Raw genomic sequence first — 24,434 nt, forward strand, 5'->3', positions numbered from 1 at the left:
CTCCGGTCAGCTCGGGTCGTGGAGGGGGTTGGCGATGGTGACGTACACGGACTGGGTCTCGACGGGGCCGACGAGTTCGTCGAGCCCTTCGAGCCGGGTGCGCAGGTTGGCCTTGCAGCGCAGGGTGGGCGAGTCGAGCAGCAGGGCGGGCAGCGGGCCCAGCCGGCTGTTCTGGCCGAGGAAGCGGCGGAAGGCGGCGAGCAGGACCCGTTCGTCGGCCAGCCGCTGCGCGCCGAAGGCACCGATCAGGCCGAGGACGTTGTTGATCCCGACGTAGTACGCGAAGCGCTCGTCGGTGACGGCGTCGGGCACGAAGGTGTCGCTGACGGTGCCGATGCCGGGCAGCCGCCGGTCCAGCTCCGCGCGGCGGGAGTCGCGGAAGTAGTAGCCCTGGTTGTCGCGGTAACGGCCGCCGACGGGCCAGCCGTCGGGCGAGAGCAGCACGAGGGTGTTCTGCTGGTGGGCCTCCAGGGCGATGCCGGCCAGCGCGTCGAGGGCCAGCACGGGCCGGACGACCTGGTCGAGGTAGCGCAGGAACCACTCGGCGGAGACGGCGGAGCGGGGGCGGCCGGTGCGGGCGGCGAGCCGGGAGACGGTCTCGGCGAGCCGGGAGCTGACCGTGGGGCGGCCGGGCCAGGGGCGGAGCGAGGTGAGGGACGCGATGCACACGGCGTCGTCCGCGGGCCCGAAGGGGTTGTGGCGCAGGAGGACGTCCAGGCCGGGGACGGGGTCGCCGTCGGGGCCGTCGACGGCCACCCAGGCGGGGTCGCGCACGATGTCGAAGCCGGGGTGGCGGAACGTCCACTCCTTGGCCAGGCCGGCCCGGAGCAGCCGGTGGACCTCGACGCCGCGGTGGAGTTCCTTGCGGAGGTTCTCCCGGCGGGAGTTGGTGATGGGCAGGCCCAGCGAGAGCTTGAGCATCGCGGGCGCGCCGGGCCGGTGCACGGTGCGCACGGAGGACGTGGGGTGCCAGTCGGCGCCGAAGGGGCCGAGGTCGTGCAGGGCTCCGGTGTCGAGGAGTTCGCGGACGGCGGGCCGTTCCAGCAGGTCCCGGGCCTGCCAGGGGTGCAGGGGCAGCGGGGTGCTGCCGGCGGGGAGGGGCAGTCCGGGGGCGAGGCGGGCGAGCAGCTGCGCGGCGGGCACGGCGCGGCCGCTCTCGGTCCAGGCCGAGTCGGTGGCGAGTGCGGAGCGGTCGACCGCCGTCCAGTGCAGGGGGAAGGAGCCGTACAGCTCGGGCGAGTAGCGGCGCCCCTCGGCCTCGGAGAGTCCTTCGCGGCTCTTGGGGGTGGGGTGCAGCGGGTGGCCGAGTACGAGCGACTGCTCGGCGGCGAGGAAGGGGTCGGCGGTCTCCGGCGGGGCCGGGCGCCGGCGCCGGTCGGCGATGAAGGCGGCCGTGCGGCGCACGGAGTCGGAGACCCGGCCCACGAGTTCGGCCCCGCCGCGGGACCCGCCCTCGCGGACCAGCAGCCCGGCGAGGGTGACGGCGTCGAGGGCGGGCGCGCCGGGCGGCGCGGATTCGAGGCGCGCCGGGGCGAAGCGGTGCCAGCCGGCCTCGGACCAGTGGCGGACCGGCACGAGCAGGGCGGTGCCGGAGGCGGTGAGGGGGATGCGCAGCACGGGCCCGTCGGGGCGGGCGAGGGTGTTCTCACGGACCCAGCAGCGGAGCAGGTTCTCCACGGCGGCGGCCTCGGCGGCGACCGCGGGGTCGGCGTGGTCGAGCAGGTCGGGCTGGTCGGCGGGGTGGCTGCCGAAGTCGGCGGGGGTGGCCGGCCGGTGGCGGGTGACGCAGTCCTTCTGGCGGGGCACCGTGGCGGGCGGGGCGGCCGGGGCGGGGGGCTGGGGGCCCGACGGGCCGTCGGCGGGGGGCGGTTCCGGTGCGGGGGTGGAGTTCACGGGTGCTTCCTTGGAGGGTGTCCGGAGCGGTTCCGGAGGAGTTCGGCGGCGGCGACGGCGTCGGCGAGCCGGTCGAGCACGGCCGTGGCCTGTTCGTCGGTGAGGGTGAGCGGGGGGAGGAGCCGGACGACGCTCTGGTGCCGGCCGCCGAGTTCGACGATCAGGCCGCGCCGCAGGCACTCCCGCTGGACCGCGAGGGCGAGTTCCGGGTCGGCGGGCGCGGGTTGCCCGGGGACCGGTTCGGCTTCGGGGTCGACCAGCTCGATGCCGGTCATCAGGCCGCGGCCGCGCACGTCGCCGATGCCGGGGTGGTGTCCGGCGAGGGAGCGCAGGGCGGTCAGGATGCGCTCGCCGAGAGCGGCCGCGCGTTCGGCGAGGCGGTTCTCCCGTACGTACGCGAGGGTGGCGGTGCCCGCGGCCATGGCGAGCTGGTTGCCGCGGAAGGTGCCGGCGTGGGCACCTGGCGCCCAGGTGTCCAGTCCCGCCCGGTAGACCACCACGGCCAGGGGCATGCTGCCGCCGATGGCCTTGGAGAGGACCATCACGTCGGGGGTGACGCCCGCGTGGTCCACCCCCCAGAAGGCGCCGGTCCGGCCGACGCCGGTCTGCACCTCGTCGGCGATCAGGGGGATGCCGCGGTCCTCGGTGGCCTTGCGGAGGCGGCGCAGCCAGTCGTCGGGGGCGGGGTGGACCCCGCCCTCGCCCTGGACGGGTTCGAGGATCATCCCCGCCGGGGCGGGGACCCCGCTCTTGGGGTCGTCGAGCAGGTTCTCGGCGAGCCGGGCGCACAGGTCCGCCCCGCGCGCGCCGCCCTCGCCGAAGGGGCAGCGGTAGTCCTGGGGGTACGGAAGCCTGGTGACGCGTACGTCGGTGGCTCCCCCGGAGGCGTCGAGCGCCCCGGCGGTCATGCCGTGGTAGGCCCCGGTGAAGGCGACGATGCCCTGGCGGCCGGTGGCGTTGCGCACCAGCTTCAGGGCGGCCTCGACCGCGTCGGTGCCGGCGGGGCCGCAGAACTGGACCCGGGCGTCGGCCGCGAGGGCGGGCGGCAGGTTGGCGAACAGCTCGGTGGTGAAGGCGTCCTTGACCGGGGTGGCGAGGTCCAGCACCTGGAGCGGCGCCCCGGAGTCGATGACCTTGCGGATGGCCTCCAGCACCACGGGGTGGTTGTGGCCGAGCGCGAGGGTGCCGGCGCCGGAGAGGCAGTCGAGGTACCGGCGGCCGTCGGCGCCCTCGATGGTCAGCCCGCGGGCCCGCACGGGCACGACGGGGAGGGCGCGGGCGTACGTGCGCGCCGCCGACTCCCGCAGGGACTGGCGCCGCAGGATCGCGGCCGGTCCGCCGGCTCCCTGGCCGGCCGGGGCCCCGGGCGCGTCGCGCGGGACGGGGACGGTGGCCCGTACGCCGGCCGGGTCCGCGGCGCCCGCCGTGGCGGGGTCCGGCGCCCGTACGTCTGCCGGGTGGTCCGCCGCCCGGGCGCCCGCCGGTTCCGGCGCCCGCGAGCCCGGTTCCGGCGCCCCTGCGGCCGGTTCCGCCGCCTGCGCGCCGGCAGCCGGATCCTCCGCGGCCGGCTCGGTGCGGTGGTCCTCCGTCCGTACGGCGCGGGGGCCGTGGGGCGGGGCGTCCGCGGGCACGTCCGCCGGGCCCTCCCCCGGTCCCCCGGCCGGCACGGACGCGGCAGGCTGCTCGGTCACGGCCACGGTTCTGGTCCTCCCGCATCGATCGCATGTCGAATCGAACGCTGCCCTCGCGTTCCCCCGTACGTACCAACGACGCGGACCCCGGGGGATCACGGGTGGATCCGGAGATCCTTGCGAGCGGACGCCGCCGGCGGACGGGAACCGTGGACCCGGCCTGCACCGTCACCAACGGCAGCGGCATAGTGGGGGGGTTGCACTCCACGCCTCGAAGCACCAGGGGGATTCACGACATGCGACCGATCCGACCGGCCTCCGCCGCCCCTCGCGGGCGCAGCTCCCGTCGCGGATCCCGGACCTTCGCGGCCACCGCACTGTGCGCCGCCCTCGCGCTGACGGCGGCGGCCTGCGGGTCCGGTTCCGACCAGGCGGACGGGCAGCCTTCGGTGGCGGCCAGCGACCCGGCAGGTGGCCCCGAAGGGATCAAGATCCCGGACGACATCAAGCAGAAGCTCAAGGAACACGGCATCGACGTCGACAAGTGGCGGGACGGTGCGTGGAAGAACTGGGACCGCGACAAGTGGCTCCGTGAGGCCGAGGACTTCGTCAACCCGATCATCGAGGACCTGTGGGACCCGGACCGGATGGGCCGCGCCAAGCAGCCCGAGAAGCCGACGGTCGACCCCGACCTCGGCAAGGACCAGGGCGTCACCGATCCGGCCCCGGCCCCCGTCCGCGCGCGGACGGTCGAGGCGCCGTACCACCAGAGCGTGCCGGAGGCCGGCAAGGTCTTCTTCGACGGCCCCGAGGGGTCCATGGTCTGCTCGGCGACCGTGGTGGAGGACCCGGCGCACCCGGGCAAGTCCAACCTGGTGTGGACGGCAGGCCACTGCGTGCACGCGGGCAAGAAGGGCGGCTGGTACCGCAACATCGCCTTCGTGCCCTCGTACAACGACGCGGGCCGTTCGGCGGCCCGGCTGAAGGGCGCGACGCGCGAGCAGGTGGCCCCGTACGGCGTCTGGTGGGGTGACTGGGCGCAGACCTCCGACCAGTGGATCGCCGGCGGCGGCCCGACGGGCGGCGCGGGTGCGCCGTACGACTTCGCGGTCATCCACGTGACCCCGGAGAAGGGCAACTCGAAGTCCCTGGAGGAGACGGTCGGCTCCGCGCTGCCGGTGGAGTTCAACGCCCCGGCGGTGGCGAAGGTCAGCCGGATCACGGCCACCGGCTACCCGGCGGCCCCGCCGTTCGACGGCCAGCGGGCCTTCCAGTGCGCGGACCGGCCGGGCCGGCTGTCGATCGACGCGGCCGCGCCGGTGATGTACCGGATCGGCTGCACCATGACCGGCGGTTCGTCGGGCGGCGGCTGGGTGGCCGAGGGCCGCGACGGCCGGCCGGCTCTGGTGTCGAACACGTCGATCGGGCCGGTGACGGCGGGCTGGCTGGCCGGGCCCCGGCTCGGCCCCGAGGCGAAGGCCGTCTTCACCGCGGTGAGCGGGAAGTTCGCGCGGTAGTCGCACCGTGGAGCGCGGTGGTCGCACGGCGCCGCGGCGCGCATGACGGAGGGCCCGCCCCCTGGATGGGGGCGGGCCCTCCGTCGTACGCCGGCCTGGAGAGGCTGCGGTCCGCGGGCTGCTGCGCGTCAGTGCGCGGCGGGCACGAACGGCGCGAACTCCGCCGCCAGTTGCTCGTGGACCCGGGCCTTGAGCAGGGTGCCCTCCGCGGTGTGCTCCTCGGAGATGACCTCGCCCTCGGCGTGCGCGCGGGCGACCAGGCGCCCCTGCGTGTACGGGACGAGCGCCTCCACCTCGACCTCGGGCCGCGGCAGTTCGGCGTCGATGAGCGCGAGCAGCTCGTCGATGCCCATGCCGGTGCGGGCCGAGACGGCGATGGAGTGCCGCTCGATGCGCAGCAGGCGCTGGAGGACCAGCGGGTCCGCCGCGTCCGCCTTGTTGACGACCACGATCTCGGGGACGTCGACGGCGCCCACCTCGCGGATCACCTCGCGCACGGCCGCCAGCTGCTCCTCCGGTGCCGGGTGCGCGCCGTCGACCACGTGCAGGATGAGGTCGGAGTCGCCGACCTCCTCCATCGTGGAGCGGAACGCCTCGACGAGGTGGTGGGGCAGGTGGCGGACGAAGCCCACGGTGTCGGCCAGGGTGTAGATCCGGCCGGCCGGGGTCTCGGCCCGCCGGACGGTCGGGTCGAGGGTGGCGAACAGTGCGTTCTCCACCAGCACGCCCGCGCCGGTGAGGCGGTTGAGCAGCGAGGACTTGCCCGCGTTGGTGTAGCCGGCGATCGCGACGGACGGCACCTTGTTGCGCCGGCGCTCCTGCCGCTTGACCTCGCGGCCGGTCTTCATCTCCGCGATCTCCCGGCGCATCTTCGCCATCTTCTCGCGGATCCGGCGCCGGTCCGTCTCGATCTTGGTCTCACCGGGGCCTCGGGTGGCGAGGCCGCCGCCCTTGCCGCCGCCCATCTGGCGGGACAGCGACTGACCCCAGCCTCGCAGTCGCGGCAGCATGTACTGCATCTGCGCGAGCGCGACCTGCGCCTTGCCCTCACGGGACTTGGCGTGCTGGGCGAAGATGTCGAGGATCAGGGCGGTCCGGTCGATCACCTTGACCTTGACGACGTCTTCGAGGGCGATGAGCTGGCCGGGGCTGAGCTCGCCGTCGCAGATGACGGTGTCGGCGCCGGACTCGATCACGAGGTCGCGCAGCTCCAGAGCCTTGCCGGAACCGATGAAGGTCGCCGGGTCCGGCTTGTCGCGGCGCTGGTAGACACCGTCGAGGACGAGGGCGCCGGCCGTCTCGGCCAGTGCGGCGAGCTCCGCGAGGGAGTTCTCCGCGTCCTTCAGGGTCCCCGAGGTCCAGACGCCGACCAGCACGACCCTTTCGAGTCGCAGCTGGCGGTACTCGACCTCGGTGACGTCTTCGAGCTCGGTGGAGAGGCCCGCGACGCGGCGCAGGGCCGCGCGCTCGGAGCGGTCGAGCTGGTCGCCGTCCCGCTCTCCGTCGATCTCGTGGCTCCAGGCGACGTCCTCTTCCATCAGGGCATCGGCCCGAAGGCTCTCGGTGAAGCTCTGCGCGTCCTGCGCGTCCTGGGAAGGGTACGAAGAGGAGGTCATTGGATCCTTACGTCGATGCGAATCTTCTGCGTCGGCTACAACATGTGACGGCCGGCGATGATTCCCCGGCCTGCGGGAGACTACCCGGCCCGGGGAGATCCACCCGCGGCGCCCGCCGACACGTCGATGGTGACATGCCCCCGCGAAGGCCGTCACACGCTTTTCGCCGCCGGCCGCCGGGCCGGACCTGCCGCGGGCCGGGCCCGGTCCGGGCTCAGCCCCTCGGGGCGGGGACCGCGGCCGCCTTCCACTCCGGGTGGCCGGGCACCTTCGGGGTCTTCTGCCCGTAGAGCCAGGCCTCGAAGAAGCCGGTCAGGTCGCGGCCGGCCTCGGCGGACGCGAGCCGGACGAAGTCGTCGGTGCCGGCGACGCCGTCCCGGTGGTCGGCGACCCAGCGGCGCTCGATCCGGTCGAAGGCGGCGGTGCCGATCTCCTGCCGGAGCGCGTACAGGACGAGTGCGGAGCCGTCGTACACCACCGGCCGGAACAGGCCGATCTTCTGGCCCGGTGCGGCGGGCTTCGGGGCGGCCGGGGGGCCGCCGGCCGCCCGCCACCCGTCGGAGCGCTCGTACGCCTCGCGCATGCGCCGCTCCAGGGAGTACGTGCCGAGCCCGTCCGCGTACAGCGCCTCGTACCAGGTGGCGTGGCCCTCGTTGAGCCAGAGGTCGGACCAGCTGCGGGGGGTGACGCTGTCGCCGAACCACTGGTGGGCGAGCTCGTGGACCATGACGGCCTCGACGTACCACTCGGGGTAGCCGGCGTCGGTGAACAGGCCCCGCTCGAAGAGGGAGAGCGTCTGGGTCTCCAGCTCGAAGCCGGTCTTGGCGGCGGCGATCAGCACGCCGTAGTTCTCGAAGGGGTACGGGCCGACGCGCGCCTCCATCCACTCCAGCTGGCCCGGGGTCTTCGCCAGCCAGCGCTCCAGGGCGGCCCGGTCGGCGGCCGGCACCACGTCGCGGATCGGCAGGCCGTGCGGCCCGGTGCGGTGCACCACGGCGGACCTGCCGACGGACACCTGGGCCAGCTCGGTGGCCATGGGGTGCACCGTGCGGTACGTCCAGGTGGTGCCGCCGGCGGCGGCCGGCCGGCGCGCGGGGGCGTCGGCGATGCCGTTGGCCACCGCGGTGAGCCCTTCGGGGGCGGTGATCCGGAAGGTGAAGTGGGCCTTGTCCGAGGGGTGGTCGTTGCAGGGGAAGACGCGGTGGGCGGCGTCGGCCTGGTTGGCCATGGCCAGCCCGTCCTCGGTGACGACCCAGCCGCCGTCCCGGGCGCCCGTGGGGTCGCTGGTGTGGCGGACGGTGATCCGCATCAGGCCGCCCTCCGGGACCGGCCGGGCGGGGGTGAGCACGAGGTCCTCGCCGGCGCTCGCGAACGTCGCGGGCAGGCCGTTGACCTGCACGGACGCCACCTTGCCGCGGGTGAAGTCGAGGTTGATGCGGTCCAGGGGCGCGGTGGCGCGGGCGTCGATCACGGTGGTGGCGTCCAGCGGCTGCCGGTTGGTGCGGTACGTGAAGGACAGGTCGTACGCGAGCACGTCGTAGCCGGGGTTGCCGAGCGCGGGGAAGAGCGCGTCGCCGATGCCGAGGGGGCCCGGGGGCGGGACGGTGGCGGCGACCAGGGCGAGGGAGGCCGCGGCGAGCAGGACGGCGCGCGGGCGGCGGGAGGAGAGCTGCATCCCCCACCGCTACCAGCGACCGCGCCGCGGCCGGGCCCGACGCGCGACGGGCCCACCCGAACGGGAGACGGCCGGGGGTCAGGCCCGGCTGACGTCGTACACCCCCGGCACGTCGCGCATGGCCCGCATCAGCGCGGGGAGCAGGGTCGCGTCGGGGAGCTGGAGCGTGTAGGTGTGCCGTACCCGCTGCTCGCTGGGCGGCTCGACGGTGGCGGAGACGATGTCGACGCCCTCCCGGGAGATGGCCTCGGTGAGGTCGGCCAGCAGGTGGGGGCGGCCGAACGATTCGGCGACCAGAGTGACGCGGCAGTCGGCGGTGGCCCGCCAGTGGACGGCGACGGAGGTGCGGCCCAGGCCCCGCATCTGCTCGACGGCAGGGCACTGCACCCGGTGTACGGTCACGGCTCCCCCGCGTACGACGAACCCGGCGACGGAGTCGGGCGGTACGGGCGTGCAGCAGCCGGCCAGCCGCACCGTCGCGTCCGGCAGGTCCGCCACGGCGTTGCCGCCGCCGCCGCGGGCGCCGACCATCGGCAGCGGGGCCCGGGGGGCGGCGGGCTGCACCTTCGCCTCCTCGGGGTGCTCGCGCAGCCAGCGCTGGATGGCGATCCGGGCGGCCGGGGTGCGGGCGTGGTCGAGCCACCCGGACGCGGGCCCGGAGGCGGCGTCCTGGGCCAGCAGCAGCTGGACGGTGTCGCCGTCCGAGAGCCCGGTGCCGAGGGCGGCGAGGCGGCCGTTGACCCGGGCGCCGATACATCGGTGGGCCTCCTCGCCGTGCAGGGCGTAGGCGGCGTCGACGCAGCTGGCGCCCGCGGGCAGGCCGATGCTGCCGCCGTCGGCGCGGTAGACGGTGATCTCCCGGTCCTGGGCGAGCTCCTCGCGCAGGGAGCTCCAGAAGGTGTCGGGGTCGGGGGCGGACTGCTGCCATTCGAGGAGCCGGGACAGCCAGCCGGGGCGGGTGGGGTCGACGCGCTCCTCGCCGGGGTCCGGAGCCTCGGCGGGGGCGTAGGGGTTGCCGAGGGCGATGACCCCGGCCTCGGCGACCCGGTGCATCTGGTGGGTGCGGATGAGGACCTCGGCGACGTCCCCGCCCGAGGTGGCGACGGCGGTGTGCAGGGACTGGTAGAGGTTGAACTTGGGGACCGCGACGAAGTCCTTGAACTCGGAGATCACCGGGGTGAAGCAGGTGTGCAGCTCGCCGAGGACGCCGTAGCAGTCGGCGTCCTCGCCGACGAGCACGAGGAGCCGGCCGAAGTCGGAGCCACGCAGCCGGCCGCGCTTGAGGGTGATGCGGTGGACGGAGACGAAGTGCCGCGGCCTGACGTGCACTTCGGCGGGGATGCCGGCGTCGCGCAGGACGGCGCGGACGGAGTCGGCGATGGCCGGCAGGGGGTCCTGCTCGCCGGCGTGCGCGGCGATGAGGGCGCGGGTCCGCTCGTACTCCTCGGGGTGCAGGATCGCGAAGACGAGGTCTTCCAGCTCGGTCTTGAGGGCCTGGACCCCGAGGCGTTCGGCGAGCGGGATGAGGACGTCGCGGGTGACCTTGGCGATGCGGGCCTGTTTCTCCGGGCGCATCACGCCGAGGGTGCGCATGTTGTGCAGCCGGTCGGCGAGCTTGATGGACATGACGCGGACGTCGTTGCCGGTGGCGACGAGCATCTTGCGGAAGGTCTCCGGTTCGGCGGCGGCGCCGTAGTCGACCTTCTCCAGCTTGGTGACGCCGTCGACGATGTAGCAGACCTCATCGCCGAACTCGGCGCGCACCTGGTCGAGCGTCACCTCGGTGTCCTCGACGGTGTCGTGGAGGAGCGAGGCCGTCAGGGTGGTGGTCTCGGCGCCGAGTTCGGCGAGGATCAGCGTGACGGCGAGCGGGTGGGTGATGTACGGCTCGCCGCTCTTGCGCATCTGGCCGCGGTGTGACGATTCGGCGAGGACGTACGCCCGGTGCAGTACGGCGAGGTCGGCGTCCGGATGATGGGCGCGGTGCGCGTCGGCCAGATGGCTGATGGCGTCGGGCAGCCGGTCGCGCGGTGCGGGACCGAGGAGCGCGGCGCGGCCGAGCCGCCGCAGGTCGAGTCTGGTGCGGCCGCGGCGGCGGCCTGGAGCAGTGTCGGAGCGGAGCTCCGGGCCCGTGTCGGGGTTCGTGGCCTCTGCACTCATGGGCACCTCCGGCGGCTTCGACCGGCGGTGGCGGGCATGGGGTGAGCCCTGAGGGCCGGTGTCTGATGCTACCGACCCCACCACGTGGCGCAGTCCGCCTCTCGCCGAGCGTGAAACGGATCACCCATTCGAGGGAAGCTTCAGCCGAAAGCCGTTTCGGTCAGCCAGGCGGGGTCGATCTCGCCTTCGGCCACGATCACGGCGGGCCCGGTCATCTCGATCTCGCCGTCGGGGTGCTCGGCGATGACCAGGGTGCCGCCCGGGAGGTCGACGGTGTACGTGGCGGTCGTACCGGTGACGGCCGGGTCGGCGCCGTCCCGCCGGGCGGTGGCCACGGCCACGGCGCAGGCACCGGTGCCGCAGGAGCGGGTCTCGCCCGAGCCGCGCTCGTGGACGCGCATGGCGACGTGGCGGGGGCCCCGGTCGACGACGAACTCGACGTTGACGCCCGTGGGGTAGGCGGAGGCGGGGCTGAACGGCGGCGCGGCGTGGAGGGTCCCGGCGTCGGCGAGGTCGTCGACGAAGGCGACGGCGTGCGGGTTGCCCATGTTCACGTTGGTGGCGGGCCAGCTGCGCTCGCCCACGGAGACGGTCACCTCGCCCTCGGGCAGCACCGCGCGGCCCATGGAGACGGTGACGTCCCCGTCGGCGGTCAGCCGGACCGTCTTGACGCCGCCCCGGGTGGCGACGGCCAGCTCGCCCTCGCCCGCGTACCCGGCGTGCCGGAGGTAGCGGGCGAAGACCCGGACGCCGTTGCCGCACATCTCGGCGACGGAGCCGTCGGAGTTGCGGTAGTCCATGAACCACTCGGCGACGTCGGCCATGGCGCGGGCCTCGGGGTGCTCGGCGGACCGCACGACGTGCAGCAGCCCGTCGCCGCCGATGCCGGCCCGGCGGTCGCAGATCCTCGCGACGGCGGACGGGGGCAGGTCGACGGCGTTGTCCGGGTCGGGGATGATCACGAAGTCGTTCTCGGTCCCGTGGCCCTTGAGGAAGCTGAGCTGCGCGATGGTCACCCGGCCATCCTACAAAGCGCTGGTGGGACGGGGCGGGAGTGGCCGGAGGGTGGGACGGGCCGCTCGGGGCGGGCGCCTAGCGGAGGCGGGCGACGCGCCAGACGGCGAGGAACGCCAGGGTGAGCACCACGACGGCGTACAGGGCCACGATCCGCCAGTCGGGACGCTCGCCGGAGCCGCGGGCGGGCAGGCCCGGCCAGGAGTAGCCGACGCGGCGGGCGGCCATCATGCCCCAGCCCCCGGCACAGCAGCTGATCAGCAGGCCGAGCATGGCGACGACGGCGCCGCCGTCGCCGAACTCGAAGGCGAGGGGGAAGGCGAACATCAGGGAGCCGGCGGCGGCGAGCATGACGATGGGCGCGAGCTGCCAGATCCGCAGCTTGCGCTGCGGCCTCAGCTCGACCTCGACCTCCGGTACGGCGGTCTCGTCCTCGGGCCCGTCCGGCGTCAGCCGGGCGGGTTCCGCCGGAAGGCCGAGGTCACCGGGAAGGACAGACTCCGGATCAGGTCCGGTGCCGTTCCGCTCGGTGTCGCGAGGGCCGGCCTCCATCGCCACGCGCCCTCCCCATCAGAACTTCCTGGACTTCACTCGCTAGCGTGCCCGACGGTGCGTACGACCGGCGGGAATTTGATGATGGCACGCCACCGGGCCCCCAACAGGCGTGCGGGGCGTCCCGATGCCATCACGTGATCAGGCTGTAACCGCTCGTTCGACCAACGACTGCGCGAGTCCGGGGAGTTCCGCGCGGTCCTCGGCGGCCCCGCTGAGCCAGTGCACGCGGGGGTCGCGCCGGAACCACGAGTCCTGCCGGCGGGCGAAGCGCTTGGTGGCGCGGACGGTCTCGGCGCGGGCCTCGTCCTCCGTGCACTCGCCCGCGAGGGCGGCCAGCACCTGCTGGTAGCCGAGGGCGCGGGAGGCGGTGATGCCCTCGCGGAGCCCCTGCGCCTCCAGGGCGCGCACCTCGTCGACGAGCCCGGCCTCCCACATGCGGTCGACGCGCAGCGCGATCCGCTCGTCCAGTTCGGGGCGGGCCACGTCCACGCCGATCTGCACGGTGTCGTAGACGGAGTCGGGACCCGGGAGGTTGGCGGTGAAGGGGCGCCCGGTGATCTCGATGACCTCCAGGGCGCGGACGATCCGGCGGCCGTTGCTCGGCAGGATCGCCCGGCCGGCGTCCGGGTCGGCGGCGGCCAGGCGGGCGTGCAGGGCGCCGGGCCCGCGCAGGGCCAGCTCCTCCTCCAGCCGGGCGCGCACCTCGGGGTCGGTGCCGGGGAACTCCAGGGCGTCGATGGCGCCGCGCACGTACAGCCCGGACCCGCCGACCAGGACCGGGGTGCGGCCCTCGGCGAGCAGGCGGTCGATCTCGGCGCGGGCGAGCCGCTGGTACTCGGCGACGCTGGCGGTCTCGGTGACGTCCCAGATGTCGAGGAGGTGGTGCGGGACGCCGCCGCGTTCCTCGGTCGTCAGCTTGGCGGTGCCGATGTCCATCCCGCGGTAGAGCTGCATGGAGTCGGCGTTGACGACCTCGCCGTCGAAATGCCGGGCGAGGTGGACGCCCAGATCGGACTTTCCGGCCGCGGTGGGGCCGACGACGGCGATGACCCGCGGGGCGGGGGCTGCGCTTCTCACCGCCCCAGTCTCGCAAACCTCGGGGCCGCTCCCCGAACGGGTGAGGTGACGGCCCCGGGACGGGGTCGTTGCCCTGGCGGGGTCCCGGCCCGGGAGACGCCCGTTCGGCCTCTTGCGGCAACGCGGAACCCTGTCCTCACGAGTAACGTTATGGGAGTAGACATGGGCGTTTTCACATGGTTTCGCCGTAAGGACGCGGACAAGGCCGCCATCGAGGCGGCGACCGAGGAGGCACCGGTGACGGCCGGGGCGGCGGCGGACGCCGACGGAACGGCCGGGGCCGCGGCCCCGGAGGCCGGGACGGCCGCCGACGAGGCGGAGCAGCCGGGCGGCGGCACGGCCGCCGAGGGCGGTGCCGCGATCCCCCGGCAGCAGTCGGTCGAAGGGGCCGTCGACAGCGAGACCGGTGACGGCGCCCGTATGTGAACATCCGCCAAGAGAAGGTGACCCATGGGCCTGCTGGACAATCTCAAGGCCAAGCTCGCGCCCGCCAAGGACAAGGTCGGCGGCCTCGCGCAGCAGCACGAGGGAAAGATCGGCCACGGCCTGGACAAGATGGCGAAGGCCGTCGACTCCAAGACCAAGGGCAAGTACCACGACAAGATCGAGAGCGGTACGGGCAAGGCCAAGGACGCCCTGGGACGGATCGCGCACAAGGACGACGACGGCGGCACCGGAGGCACGACCGGCACCCCCGGCCCCACCCCGCCGCCGGCCGCCTGACACGGTCCCCGAGGAACGGGGCGCGGTTCGTCCGCGCCCCGTTCCCGCGTCCGGATGCCCCCGGGGGGCGGCCGGGTCAGGACCAGGCGGCCACGAAGTAGCCGACGCCGTACGGGGCGTCCTCGTACAGCAGCCGGCCCGCCAGGCCCGCGCCCTCGGCGGCACCCGCGAGCACCTGCCAGGGCGCCCGGCCGGCCGCCTGGAGCTCGTACGCGAGCCCGGCGTCGATCGCGGCCAGCGCGGCGGTGTCGGCCGCGGCCAGGGCCCGCGCGGCCGCGCCGTCGAAGCCCGCGGCGCGCTCGTCGAGGTATCCGGGCGCCTTGAGCGTCCGGCACGCGCTGCCGTCACCCATCACCAGCAGCGCGACCCGCTCCGGCCCGGCGGCCAGCTCGCGGCCGGTCTCCAGGCACCGCCCGGCCGGCAGCCCCTCGCCCACGGCGAGGCCCCGCACCGGCGCGGCGCCCCAGGCGACGTGGTCCAGCAGCCACCCGGCCACGGCGAGGGAGGCCGGCAGCCCGGCGGCGTCCGGCTCCCCGGTACCGGACTCCCCCGGGCCGAGCCGTACGTCGAGCGCGACGCCGAAGCCGCGGAACGTGCCGCGCGCCCCCTCGGCGTACTCCTCCGCCCCCTCCGGACCCCCGGGGCCCACCACGACGAGCCGGTCGGGACGCGCGGCGGCCAGCACCGCGAGCGCGTCGGAGCACGCGGTGCGGGCATCGGCGAGTTCGTCCGCGGCACCGGCCGCGACCTGCGGCACGAGGAGCGGCGGACACGGGCATACGGCAGCGGCTACCAGCATGATCCGCAGCCTAGCGGGGCGACCGGCCGGTCCGGCGCCCCGCGGGCTCACCCGAGGCGGCTCAGCAGGTCGAGGACCCGCACGCCGAACCGCCGGAGGCGACCGGCAGCGGCGCGGGCACGCCCAGCGTCGGGATGCCGAGCATCACGCCCTGCGGCTTGGCCTGCGCGGCCTGCCGCTTCTCCCACGCGTCGCCGGCGCGGGTGCGCCGCACCTCGGTGGTGGGGCCCTCGGCCAGCAGGTGGTGCGGGGCGGCGTAGGTGATCTCGACGGTCACCACGTCACCGGGGCGGACCTCCGCCTCCGGCTTGGTGAAGTGCACCAGGCGGTTGTCGGGCGCCCGGCCGGACAGGCGGTGGGTCTCGCCGTCCTTGCGGCCCTCGCCCTCGGCGACCATGACCTCCAGCGTGCGGCCGACCTGCTTCTTGTTCTCCTCCCAGGAGATCTCCTCCTGGAGGGCGACCAGGCGCATGTACCGCTCCTGCACGACCTCCTTGGGGATCTGCCCGTCCATCTCGGCGGCCGGGGTCCCGGGGCGCTTGGAGTACTGGAAGGTGAAGGCGTTCGTGAAGCGGGCCTCGCGGACCGTGTGCAGCGTCTGCTCGAAGTCCTCCTCGGTCTCGCCGGGGAAGCCCACGATGATGTCGGTCGAGATGGCGGCGTGCGGGATCGCGGCGCGCACCTTCTCGATGATCCCCAGGAAGCGCTCCTGGCGGTACGAGCGCCGCATCGCCTTCAGGATCGTGTCCGAGCCCGACTGCAGCGGCATGTGCAGCTGCGGCATGACGTTCGGGGTCTCGGCCATGGCGGCGATCACGTCGTCGGTGAAGTCGCGCGGGTGCGGCGAGGTGAAGCGGACGCGCTCCAGGCCCTCGATGCCGCCGCAGGCGCGCAGCAGCTTGCTGAAGGCCTCGCGGTCGCCCAGGTCGGAGCCGTAGGCGTTGACGTTCTGGCCGAGCAGGGTGATCTCGGAGACGCCCTCGGCGACCAGCGCCTCGATCTCCGCGAGGATGTCGCCGGGCCGGCGGTCCTCCTCCTTGCCGCGCAGGGCGGGCACGATGCAGAAGGTGCACGTGTTGTTGCAGCCGACGGAGATCGAGACCCAGGCGGCGTACGCGGACTCGCGGCGGGTCGGCAGCGTCGACGGGAAGGCCTCCAGCGACTCCGCGATCTCGACCTGCGCCTCCTCCGCGATGCGGGCGCGCTCCAGCAGCACGGGCAGCTTGCCGATGTTGTGGGTGCCGAAGACCACGTCGACCCAGGGAGCCTTCGAGACGATCGTCTCGCGGTCCTTCTGCGCCAGGCAGCCGCCGACGGCGATCTGCATGCCGGGGCGGGCGGCCTTCATGGGCGCGAGCCGGCCGAGGTTGCCGTACAGCTTGTTGTCGGCGTTCTCACGGACGGCGCAGGTGTTGAAGACGACGACGTCGGCCTCGCCCTCGCCGATGCCCTCGGGCGCGCGGACGTAGCCCGCGTCCTCCAGCAGGCCGGACAGCCGCTCGGAGTCGTGCACATTCATCTGGCACCCGTAGGTGCGCACCTGGTACGTCTTCACAGCAGCCTCGCCCTCAGCACTCACCCGACAAGGGTAAGGCTTGGGGTCGGCACGCCCTCCCGCCCACGGGCCGCCCGGGACGGGCCGGCCGTGACAGGGCGGAGGCGGGGTGGCAGGATCGCGGGCATGCCCGTCGTGCTCTCCCGGATCAGCAGGCGCCGCGCCCTGCTGGGGGCGGTGGCGCTGCTCGCCGTGGCCGGGGCCCTGCTCTGGTGGCTGCTGCCACTGGGCCGGCCGGAGCCCGCGGGGCGGCTGACCTTCAGCACGGGCGTGCGGTCGGGCGTCTACCAGAAGTACGGGCAACTGCTGCGCGCGGAGCTGGGGCGCGACCTGCCGAAGGTCGACGTGAAGCTGGTGAACAGCGAGGGGTCGCAGCAGAACCTCCAGCGGGTCGCGACCGGCGAGGCGGACTTCACGCTCGCGACGGCCGACGCGGTGGCGAAGTACCAGCTGGACCGGAAGCCGGGCGCGGACCTGCTGCGCGGCTGCGCGCGGCTCTACGACGACTACGTGCAGCTGGTCGTGCCGGCGGACTCCCCGGTGCGGTCGGCCGCCGACCTGCGGGGCAAGCGGGTGGCGATCGGCCAGCCGGGCTCGGGCGTACGGCTGCTGTCGGAGCGGCTGCTGGCGGCGGCGCGGCTGGACCCGGTGCTGGACATCAAGCCCGTGTCGATAGGGATCGACACCATGCCGGCCGAGCTGGAGGCGAAGCGGATCGACGCCTTCTTCTGGTCGGGCGGGCTGCCGACGACGGCCGTGAAGGAGCTGTCGGAGCGGTTCCAGATCCGTCTGGTGCCGCTGGGCGACCTGGTACGGGAACTCCAGCGGGCGGGCAGCCCCTCGCGCTACTACCGGGCGGCGGTGATCCAGCTGGACGCGTACAAGCTGGCGCGGAACACCTCGGCGGTGGCGACGCTGGCCGTACCGAACCTGCTGGTGACCACGGAGCGGACGGACCCGGCCCTGACCGAGGCCCTGACCCGGACGGTGATCGACAGCCGCGACCGCATCGGCGGCGAGGTCCACGCGGCCCAGCTGGTGGACCTCCGCACGGCCATCTTCACGTCCCCCCTGGAACTCCACGAGGGCGCGGCCCGCTACTACCGCTCGGCCAAGCCGTAACCCTCCGGGCGGACGGACCCCCTCGCGCCCACCGGCATCCGCCCGCGGACGTCACCGCTCCGGGGCAGTGGGCGGCAGCGGCGGCGCGACCACACGCACGGCAGATCACACCGGCAGGAGCTCCATGGCGGCCGCGGCGGCCCCGATGAGCCCCGCGTCGGTGCCCAGGGCCGCGGGCACGACGGTGAGCGACTGCACGAAGGACAGGGTGGCGTACGAGGACAGGTGGGCCCGCAGCGGACCGAACAGGGTGACGCCGGAGGCGGCCACCCCGCCTCCGATGACCGCGACGTCCACCTCGACCAGCGTCGCGGTCGCCGCGATGGCCGCGGCCAGGGCGCGTCCCGCACGGTCGAAGGCCGCGAGGGCCACCTCGTCGCCGGCGCGCGCCGCCGCGGCGACGCCGGCGGCGGTACGGTCCCCCGCGCCCGGGTCCCAGCCCTGGGCCAGCGCCCAGCGGGCGATCGACGTACCGGACGCGATGGCCTCGACGCAGCCCCGCGCGCCGCAGACGCACGGCTCGCCGTCGAAGGCCACCGAGATGTGCCCGATGTGACCGGCGTTGCCGGTGGGTCCCGGATGGAGCCGCCCGTCCAGCACCAGACCGCCGCCCACGCCGGTGGAGACGACCATGCACAGCGCGTTGTCGTGGTCCCGGGCCGCGCCGAGCCAGTGCTCGGCCGCGGTCATCGCCACCCCGTCACCGACGAGCACGGCCGGCACGTCGGCCCCGTGGGCGGCCAGGGCGGCACCGGTCCTCTCCAGAACCGGGAAGTCGCGCCAGGCACCGATGTTGACGGGGCTGACGGTGCCGCGCGTGGCGTCCACCGGACCCGCGCTGCCGATGCCGCAGCGCCGTACGTCCGCCCACGCCGGATGCTCGCCCAGCTCGGCGACGACCTCCTCGACCGCCGCCATGACCCCGTCGCCGTCCACTCCCCGCGGGGTGGGCCGCCGGGTGGCCGCCGCCATCGTGCCGTCGGGCCGCACCAGCGCCCCGGCGATCTTCGTGCCGCCGATGTCGACGGCGACGGTGACTCCGGCACCGCCGGAGGCTCGGGGCAACGGGACGGTCGACGACGCGGGGGTGATCACGAGGCTCTCCTGGAAAGGGGTCGGTTTCAGTATGCGCGCGAACCCCGCCCGCCACGCCCGCGGGTGCCCGCACCGGAAGTCCGCCCCCCTCACACCCCCGGCCGCGTCCGCGGCACCGACACCGTGACGCGAAGCCCATGCGGCGGGTTCGTCTCGTACGCCAGGGAGCCGCCCCCCGCGGCGAGCAGCGCACGGGAGATGGCGAGTCCCAGCCCCGACCCCTTGATGTTCTGGTGGCGGCCGCTGCGCCAGAAGCGGTCGCCCACCCGCGCGAGCTCCTCCTCCGTCAGCCCCGGCCCCCGGTCGGCCACCACCACGGTCGCCGCGCGCCCCTCGGCCGCCACGGAGACCGTGACCTCCTCGCCGGCCGGCGTGAACTTGAGGGCGTTGTCGATCACCGCGTCGAGCGCGCTGGACAGCGCGATGGGGTCCGCCCAGGCGGTCACGGCGCCCCGGCCGCCCTCGGTCAGCCGTACGCCCTTCTCCTCGGCCAGCGGCCGCCAGGCGGCCACCCGCTCGGCGGCCAGCTCCCCGATGTCGACCACGGAGATCTCGGCGGAGGCGTGCTCGGCCAGCGCCAGGTCGAGCAGGTCGTCCAGCACCTGCGCGAGCCGCTTGCCCTCGGTCCGCACGGAGGCGATCTCCTCGTTGCCCTCGGGCAGTTCGAGCGCGAGCAGCTCGATGCGCAGCAGCAGCGCGGCCAGCGGGTTGCGCAGCTGGTGGGAGGCGTCGGCGACGAACGCGCGCTGCTGTTCCAGCACTTCCTCGACGTTGTCGGCCATCTCGTTGAAGGACCGGGCCAGCCGCCGCAGTTCGGGCGGTCCGCCGGAGGCGGCGACCCGGGAGTTGAGGCGGCCGGTGGCGATGTCGTGGGTGGCGGCGTCGAGGATCCGTACGGGCCTGAGCACCCAGCTGGTCAGCCGGAGGGCCGCGCCGAAGGCCACCAGCATGGCGGCGGCGAGGCCGGCGCCGATCACCAGCCAGCCCGCGAGGATCCGGGAGCGCATCTGGCCGGTGGGCGAGTCGGTGACGACCACGGCGACGACGTCGCCGTCGAGGACGACCGGGGACGCGACGACCAGCCGGCCATTGTGCTGCCAGGGCCAGACCTGGGCCGGGTCGTGGCTGCGCCGGCCGGCCAGGGCCTCCTCGAAGGCGCGCCGGCCCTCGCCCTCCTCGGGCAGGGCCCACCAGCCGGGGGCACGGGCCATGGCGTTGTCGTCCCGGTAGAAGACGCCCACCCGGATGCCGTAGAGGTCGTGGTAGCGGGCGAGTTCCATCTGGAGGGTCTCGCGGCGCTCGTCGGAGCCCTCGGACCCGGAGTCGGCCGAGTCGCTGACGAACTGGGCGAGCGCGGCGAAGCGCACCGTGTCGTCGATCCGGTCGACGACCACCTGCTGCTGCCGGGCGGCGGCGAGGCTGGCGCCGAGGGGGAAGCCGAGGGCGATGAGGATGCCCGCCATGAGGACGACGAGCAGGGGAAGGAGCCGGGTGCGCACGGGTACGCCCGGTCAGGGGGCGGCCGCCGGGGCGACGAGCCGGTACCCGACGCCTCGGACGGTCTCGATCAGCGCGGGCATACCGAGCTTGGACCGCAGGGAGGCGACGTGCACCTCCAGCGTGCGGCCGGTCCCCTCCCAGCTGGTGCGCCAGACCTCGCTGATGATCTGCTCGCGGCGGAAGACCACGCCGGGCCGCTGGGCGAGCAGCGCCAGCAGGTCGAACTCCTTGCGGGTCAGGGGCACGTCGGCACCGTCGACGGTGACGCGGCGGGTCTCCAGCTCGACGGCGACCTGGCCCAGCCGGACCACGTTGCCGCCGGAGGCCGAGGCCCCGGCGGCCCCCGCGCGGCGCCGGGCGACGGCGTGGATGCGGGCCAGCAGCTCGCCGGTGTCGTAGGGCTTGACGACGTAGTCGTCCGCGCCGAGGTTCAGGCCGTGGATGCGGGAGCGTACGTCGGACCGCGCGGTGACCATGATCACCGGGATGGAGGTGCGCTTGCGGATCTTGCCGCAGACCTCGTAGCCGTCCTGGTCGGGCAGCCCGAGGTCGAGGAGCACTACGCCGAACGGCGGCGTCCCCGCGGGCAGCAGCGCCTGGAGGGCCTCCTCGCCGTTCCGGGCGTGCGTGACCTGGAAGCCGTGCCGGGCCAGGATCGCGGACAGGGCCGCGGCGACGTGGTCGTCGTCCTCGACGAGCAGCAGTCTCATGGGTCCCCCTTTCCGGATCGCGGGCCGGTCGCGCGCAGGTGAATGGTCAGGGTCGCGCACGTGGCCACCATGCATCCACGCCGATGGAGACGCCCACGTCAAGGGGGTTCCGGCCCGGCGCGCCTTCCGTTATGCACCCGGTACGAGTACAACGCCGCCCTTCACGCACTGTGTCCGGGTGAAGCCTTATCGTTATGCTCAATTTCCGCTCAGATGTGATGACGCTGCGCTCACGGGCTCATTAATGTCCTTGCAACCGAGGAGGACGGAGCAAGAGCCCGATGAGCGGAGTATCAGTGACCAAGGGCCCCGAGGACACGGCCCCGGCCGGCACGGACCTGGTCGTACTGAGCAACGTCAACAAGCACTTCGGCGCGCTGCACGTGCTCCAGGACATCAACCTGAGCATCGCCCGCGGTGAGGTCGTCGTCGTGATCGGCCCGTCCGGTTCCGGCAAGTCGACGCTGTGCCGGACGATCAACCGCCTGGAGACCATCGACTCCGGCACCATCACCATCGACGGCAAGGACCTGCCGTCGGAGGGCCGCGAACTCGCGCGCCTCCGCTCCGACGTGGGCATGGTCTTCCAGTCGTTCAACCTCTTCGCGCACAAGACGGTGCTCGAGAACGTGATGCTGGGCCAGATCAAGGTCCGCAAGACGGCGAAGGCGGAGGCCGAGCGCAAGGCCCGCGCCCTGCTCGACCGCGTGGGCGTCGGCACGCAGGCGGAGAAGTACCCCGCCCAGCTGTCCGGCGGCCAGCAGCAGCGCGTCGCGATCGCCCGGGCCCTCGCGATGGACCCGAAGGTCATGCTCTTCGACGAGCCCACGTCGGCGCTCGACCCGGAGATGATCAACGAGGTGCTGGAGGTCATGCAGCAGCTCGCCCAGGAGGGCATGACGATGGTCGTCGTCACGCACGAGATGGGCTTCGCCCGCTCGGCGGCCAACCGGGTGGTCTTCATGGCCGACGGGAAGATCGTCGAAGAGGCGACGCCCGACCAGTTCTTCAACAACCCGCGCAGCGATCGTGCCAAGGACTTCCTGTCGAAGATCCTGCACCACTGACCGGTCCCGGTCTGGTCTGGTACTGATCCGGTCAGCAGTATTCGTCAACGTCAACCACGTCTCATCCGAGGGAAGTTCACCATGAAGGTTTCCAAGGTCGGCGCCGCTGCCGCGGCCGTCGTAGCCCTCGCCCTGACCGCGACCGCCTGTGGCGGCGACAGCGACAAGGGCGACGGCGGCTCCGGCGACAAGGTCGTCGTGGGCATCAAGTTCGACCAGCCCGGCATCGGCCTGAAGACCGCGGACGGCAAGTTCACCGGCTTCGACGTGGACGTGGCCAAGTACGTCGCGAAGAAGCTCGGCTACGACGAGAAGAACATCGAGTTCAAGCAGGCGCCCAGCGCCCAGCGCGAGACGATGATCCAGAACGGCGACGTGAAGTTCATCGTCGCGAGCTACTCGATCAACGACAAGCGCAAGGCCAAGGTCGACTTCGCCGGCCCGTACTTCCTGGCCCACCAGGACCTGCTGGTCCGCGCCGACGACAACTCGATCACCAAGGCCGAGGACCTCAACAAGAAGAAGCTCTGCTCGGTCACCGGCTCGACCTCCGCGCAGAACGTCAAGGAGAAGCTGGCCCCCGAGGCCGACCTCAAGCAGGTCGGCGGCTACTCGGAGTGCATCACCGGCCTGGAGAACAAGTCCGTCGACGCGCTCACCACGGACAACTCCATCCTCGCCGGCTACGCCGCGCAGCCGGACCACGCCGGCAAGTTCAAGCTCCTGGGCCTGACCCTGAGCGACGAGAACTACGGCATCGGTCTGAAGAAGGGCGACAAGGACCTCCAGACCAAGATCAACCAGGCGCTCAAGGACATGGTCGCGGACGGCTCCTGGGACAAGTTCGTGAAGGCCAACTTCGGCCCGGCGAACTACAAGAACGAGCCGGCCCCGCAGGTCACCGAGGGCAGCTGAGCCACTGACGGGGCCCGCCGCCGGCCTGCCACCGGCGGCGTGCCCCACCAGCCATCCTGAGGAGAGCGCAGGGCAACGACGTGTTCGATTTTCTAGACAATCCGCAGTACGACCTGCTCGGCGCCTTCTGGGTGACGGTGCAGCTCACCCTCTGGTCGGCGGCGGGCTCCCTGATCTGGGGAACCATGCTGGCCGCCATGCGGGTCAGCCCCGTCCCGCTGATGCGGTCCTTCGGCACCGCGTACGTCAATCTGGTCCGCAACACCCCGCTGACGCTGATCATCATCGGCTGCTCGCTCGCCCTGGGCGACACCCTGGGCGTGACACTGGGCGGTGACACCTTCGAGCAGAAGGGCTTCCGCCTCGCGGTCCTCGGCTTCATCGCATACACCGGCACCTTCGTGTGCGAGGCCCTGCGCTCCGGCATCAACACCGTGCCGCCCGGCCAGGCCGAGGCCGCCCGCGCGCTGGGCCTGAGCTTCACCCAGGTCATCCGGCTGATCGTGCTGCCGCAGGCCTTCCGCGCGGTGATCACGCCGCTGGCCAACGTCCTGATCGCTCTCACCAAGAACACCACGGTGGCGGCCGCGATCGGCGTCGCCGAGGCGGCCACGCTGATGAAGACCATGCTCGAGAACGAATCCGACGCGATCCTGGCCGTCTTCGCGGTCTTCGCCTTCGGGTTCATCGTGCTGACCCTCCCGACCGGTCTGTTCCTCGGCTGGGTGGCCAAGCGGATGGCGGTGAAGCGATGAGCTCCGTGCTGTACGACACCCCGGGCCCCAGGGCCAGGCGGCGCAACGTCCTCTACACCATCGCCTTCGGCATCGTCTTCTGCGGCGCCCTGGCGTACGTGATCGCCACGATGGCGGACAAGGGCGAGATGGAGGCAGCCAAGTGGCTGCCGTTCGTCGAGGACGGCGACGTCTGGACGACCTTCCTCCTCCCCGGCCTCGGCGAGACGCTCAAGGCGGGCATCCTGGCGATCGTCATCGCCATCCCGCTGGGCGCCCTGCTGGGCATCGGGCGGCTCTCCGAGCACCGCTGGATCCGCGTGCCCGTCGGCGCCTGGGTGGAGTTCTTCCGCGCCATCCCGGTGCTGATGCTGATGCTGTTCGCCAGCCAGCTCTACGTCGAGTACACCGCCATCGGGTCCGAGATCCGGCCGCTGTACGCCGTGGTCACCGGCCTGGTGCTGTACAACGCCTCGGTCATCGCGGAGATCGTCCGGGCGGGCATCCTCTCGCTGCCGCACGGCCAGTCCGACGCCGCCAAGGCGCTGGGCATGCGCAAGGGCCAGACCATGCAGTTCATCCTGCTGCCGCAGGCCATCACCGCGATGCTGCCCGCGCTGGTCAGCCAGCTGGTCGTGATCCTCAAGGACACCGCGCTCGGCGGCGCCATCCTCGGCGTCGAGGACCTGATGTCGGCGTACCGCACCATCCCGGCCAACTACGGCTCGAACACCATTGCCACCCTGGTCGTCATCGCGGCCGTCTACATCGCGGTGAACTTCGCGCTCACGGCCTTCGCCTCCTGGCTGGAGAAGTGGCTGCGCCGCTCCAAGCGGAGCACCGGGACCACCCTCACCACCGAGGAGGTCGAGGAGCTCGCGGCCCCGCACGCCGGCGGCAACGACGAGAAGATCTGACTCCGGATCACCCACCCGCTGAGAGAGGTGTGGGGGGGGGGGGGGGGGCGCCCCCCCCCCCCCCCCCCCCCCCGAACCCACACAAAAAAAACAAACAAGCACCCCCGCGGGGGGGGGGGGTGGGGGTGGGAAAATAAAACCACGCCGCCGACGCGGCGG

At 73.5% G+C, this 24,434-nt stretch carries 21 protein-coding genes; 8 read left to right on the forward strand and 13 right to left on the reverse strand.

What is annotated here, in order from left to right; all coding sequences use genetic code 11:
- Positions 1-6: 6 nt before the first annotated feature.
- Positions 7-1,893, reverse strand: a complete 1,887-nt coding sequence (locus tag ACIQUR_RS18970) for an IucA/IucC family protein (protein WP_403665437.1) — start codon at positions 1,891-1,893, stop codon at positions 7-9.
- Positions 1,890-3,218, reverse strand: a complete 1,329-nt coding sequence (locus tag ACIQUR_RS18975; protein WP_403665572.1) for a diaminobutyrate--2-oxoglutarate transaminase family protein — start codon at positions 3,216-3,218, stop codon at positions 1,890-1,892. The genes ACIQUR_RS18970 and ACIQUR_RS18975 overlap by 4 nt, the downstream gene beginning before the upstream one ends.
- Before the next feature lie 602 nt (positions 3,219-3,820).
- Between ACIQUR_RS18975 and ACIQUR_RS18980 the strand changes: the two genes are divergently transcribed.
- Positions 3,821-5,041 carry a trypsin-like serine peptidase gene (locus ACIQUR_RS18980; RefSeq protein ID WP_403665439.1) on the forward strand — a complete coding sequence of 407 codons (1,221 nt, stop codon included), beginning with the start codon at positions 3,821-3,823 and terminating at the stop codon, positions 5,039-5,041.
- A gap of 128 nt (positions 5,042-5,169) precedes the next feature.
- Here ACIQUR_RS18980 and hflX read toward each other — a convergent pair whose 3' ends face one another.
- From hflX to miaA, 6 genes are all read right to left on the reverse strand, one after another.
- Positions 5,170-6,657 carry a GTPase HflX gene (hflX, locus tag ACIQUR_RS18985; protein ID WP_403665441.1) on the reverse strand — a complete coding sequence of 496 codons (1,488 nt, stop codon included), beginning with the start codon at positions 6,655-6,657 and terminating at the stop codon, positions 5,170-5,172.
- A 214-nt stretch (positions 6,658-6,871) separates the two neighbouring features.
- The gene (locus ACIQUR_RS18990; RefSeq protein WP_403665443.1) at positions 6,872-8,332 is read right to left on the reverse strand and encodes a M1 family metallopeptidase; all 1,461 of its coding nucleotides are present in this window, start codon (positions 8,330-8,332) and stop codon (positions 6,872-6,874) included.
- Positions 8,333-8,410: 78 nt separating this feature from the next.
- Positions 8,411-10,492 (reverse strand): RelA/SpoT family protein, encoded by a 2,082-nt coding sequence (locus ACIQUR_RS18995; RefSeq protein WP_403665445.1) that lies wholly within the window; start codon positions 10,490-10,492, stop codon positions 8,411-8,413.
- A 140-nt stretch (positions 10,493-10,632) separates the two neighbouring features.
- A complete protein-coding gene (gene dapF / locus ACIQUR_RS19000; protein WP_403665447.1) occupies positions 10,633-11,508 on the reverse strand; it encodes a diaminopimelate epimerase in 876 nt (291 codons plus the stop codon).
- Between the two features lie 76 nt (positions 11,509-11,584).
- Entirely contained in the window at positions 11,585-12,058 is a 474-nt protein-coding gene (locus ACIQUR_RS19005; protein ID WP_403665574.1) for a hypothetical protein, read from the reverse strand.
- A 141-nt stretch (positions 12,059-12,199) separates the two neighbouring features.
- Positions 12,200-13,138, reverse strand: coding sequence for a tRNA (adenosine(37)-N6)-dimethylallyltransferase MiaA (gene miaA, locus ACIQUR_RS19010; protein WP_403665449.1), 939 nt, complete (start codon positions 13,136-13,138; stop codon positions 12,200-12,202).
- 162 nt (positions 13,139-13,300) lie between these two features.
- Between miaA and ACIQUR_RS19015 the strand changes: the two genes are divergently transcribed.
- Together ACIQUR_RS19015 and ACIQUR_RS19020 are read left to right on the forward strand one after the other, a co-directional pair.
- Positions 13,301-13,564: a hypothetical protein gene (locus ACIQUR_RS19015; RefSeq protein ID WP_403665451.1), complete on the forward strand. Its 264-nt coding sequence runs from the start codon at positions 13,301-13,303 to the stop codon at positions 13,562-13,564.
- A 24-nt stretch (positions 13,565-13,588) separates the two neighbouring features.
- A complete protein-coding gene (locus ACIQUR_RS19020; protein ID WP_403665453.1) occupies positions 13,589-13,861 on the forward strand; it encodes an antitoxin in 273 nt (90 codons plus the stop codon).
- A 76-nt stretch (positions 13,862-13,937) separates the two neighbouring features.
- On the opposite strand, the gene ACIQUR_RS19025 is transcribed toward ACIQUR_RS19020, so the two are convergent.
- Positions 13,938-14,660 (reverse strand): class III extradiol dioxygenase subunit B-like domain-containing protein, encoded by a 723-nt coding sequence (locus tag ACIQUR_RS19025; protein WP_403665455.1) that lies wholly within the window; start codon positions 14,658-14,660, stop codon positions 13,938-13,940.
- A gap of 61 nt (positions 14,661-14,721) precedes the next feature.
- A complete protein-coding gene (gene miaB / locus ACIQUR_RS19030; protein ID WP_403665457.1) occupies positions 14,722-16,239 on the reverse strand; it encodes a tRNA (N6-isopentenyl adenosine(37)-C2)-methylthiotransferase MiaB in 1,518 nt (505 codons plus the stop codon).
- Positions 16,240-16,341: 102 nt separating this feature from the next.
- Here miaB and ACIQUR_RS19035 point away from each other — a divergent pair, with 102 nt between their 5' ends.
- Entirely contained in the window at positions 16,342-17,337 is a 996-nt protein-coding gene (locus ACIQUR_RS19035) for a TAXI family TRAP transporter solute-binding subunit (protein ID WP_403665459.1), read from the forward strand.
- A 105-nt stretch (positions 17,338-17,442) separates the two neighbouring features.
- Here ACIQUR_RS19035 and ACIQUR_RS19040 read toward each other — a convergent pair whose 3' ends face one another.
- The 3 genes from ACIQUR_RS19040 to ACIQUR_RS19050 form a co-directional block, all read right to left on the reverse strand.
- Entirely contained in the window at positions 17,443-18,429 is a 987-nt protein-coding gene (locus tag ACIQUR_RS19040) for an ROK family protein (RefSeq protein WP_403665576.1), read from the reverse strand.
- Positions 18,430-18,521: 92 nt separating this feature from the next.
- Positions 18,522-19,931, reverse strand: coding sequence for an ATP-binding protein (locus ACIQUR_RS19045; RefSeq protein WP_403665461.1), 1,410 nt, complete (start codon positions 19,929-19,931; stop codon positions 18,522-18,524).
- 12 nt (positions 19,932-19,943) lie between these two features.
- Entirely contained in the window at positions 19,944-20,642 is a 699-nt protein-coding gene (locus ACIQUR_RS19050) for a response regulator transcription factor (RefSeq protein ID WP_403665463.1), read from the reverse strand.
- Positions 20,643-20,923: 281 nt separating this feature from the next.
- Between ACIQUR_RS19050 and ACIQUR_RS19055 the strand changes: the two genes are divergently transcribed.
- From ACIQUR_RS19055 to ACIQUR_RS19070, 4 genes are all read left to right on the forward strand, one after another.
- Complete coding sequence (locus ACIQUR_RS19055; RefSeq protein WP_403665465.1) at positions 20,924-21,709, forward strand: amino acid ABC transporter ATP-binding protein; 786 nt, start codon at positions 20,924-20,926, stop codon at positions 21,707-21,709.
- 81 nt (positions 21,710-21,790) lie between these two features.
- Positions 21,791-22,624: a glutamate ABC transporter substrate-binding protein gene (locus tag ACIQUR_RS19060; RefSeq protein ID WP_403665467.1), complete on the forward strand. Its 834-nt coding sequence runs from the start codon at positions 21,791-21,793 to the stop codon at positions 22,622-22,624.
- Positions 22,625-22,704: 80 nt separating this feature from the next.
- Complete coding sequence (locus ACIQUR_RS19065; protein WP_403665469.1) at positions 22,705-23,379, forward strand: amino acid ABC transporter permease; 675 nt, start codon at positions 22,705-22,707, stop codon at positions 23,377-23,379.
- The gene (locus ACIQUR_RS19070) at positions 23,376-24,275 is read left to right on the forward strand and encodes an amino acid ABC transporter permease (protein WP_403665471.1); all 900 of its coding nucleotides are present in this window, start codon (positions 23,376-23,378) and stop codon (positions 24,273-24,275) included. Before ACIQUR_RS19065 ends, ACIQUR_RS19070 begins: the two co-directional genes overlap by 4 nt.
- Positions 24,276-24,434: the final 159 nt, after the last annotated feature.

The organism is Streptomyces sp. NPDC101132, from assembly GCF_044759225.1.
Taxonomy (GTDB): Bacteria; Actinomycetota; Actinomycetes; order Streptomycetales; family Streptomycetaceae; genus Streptomyces.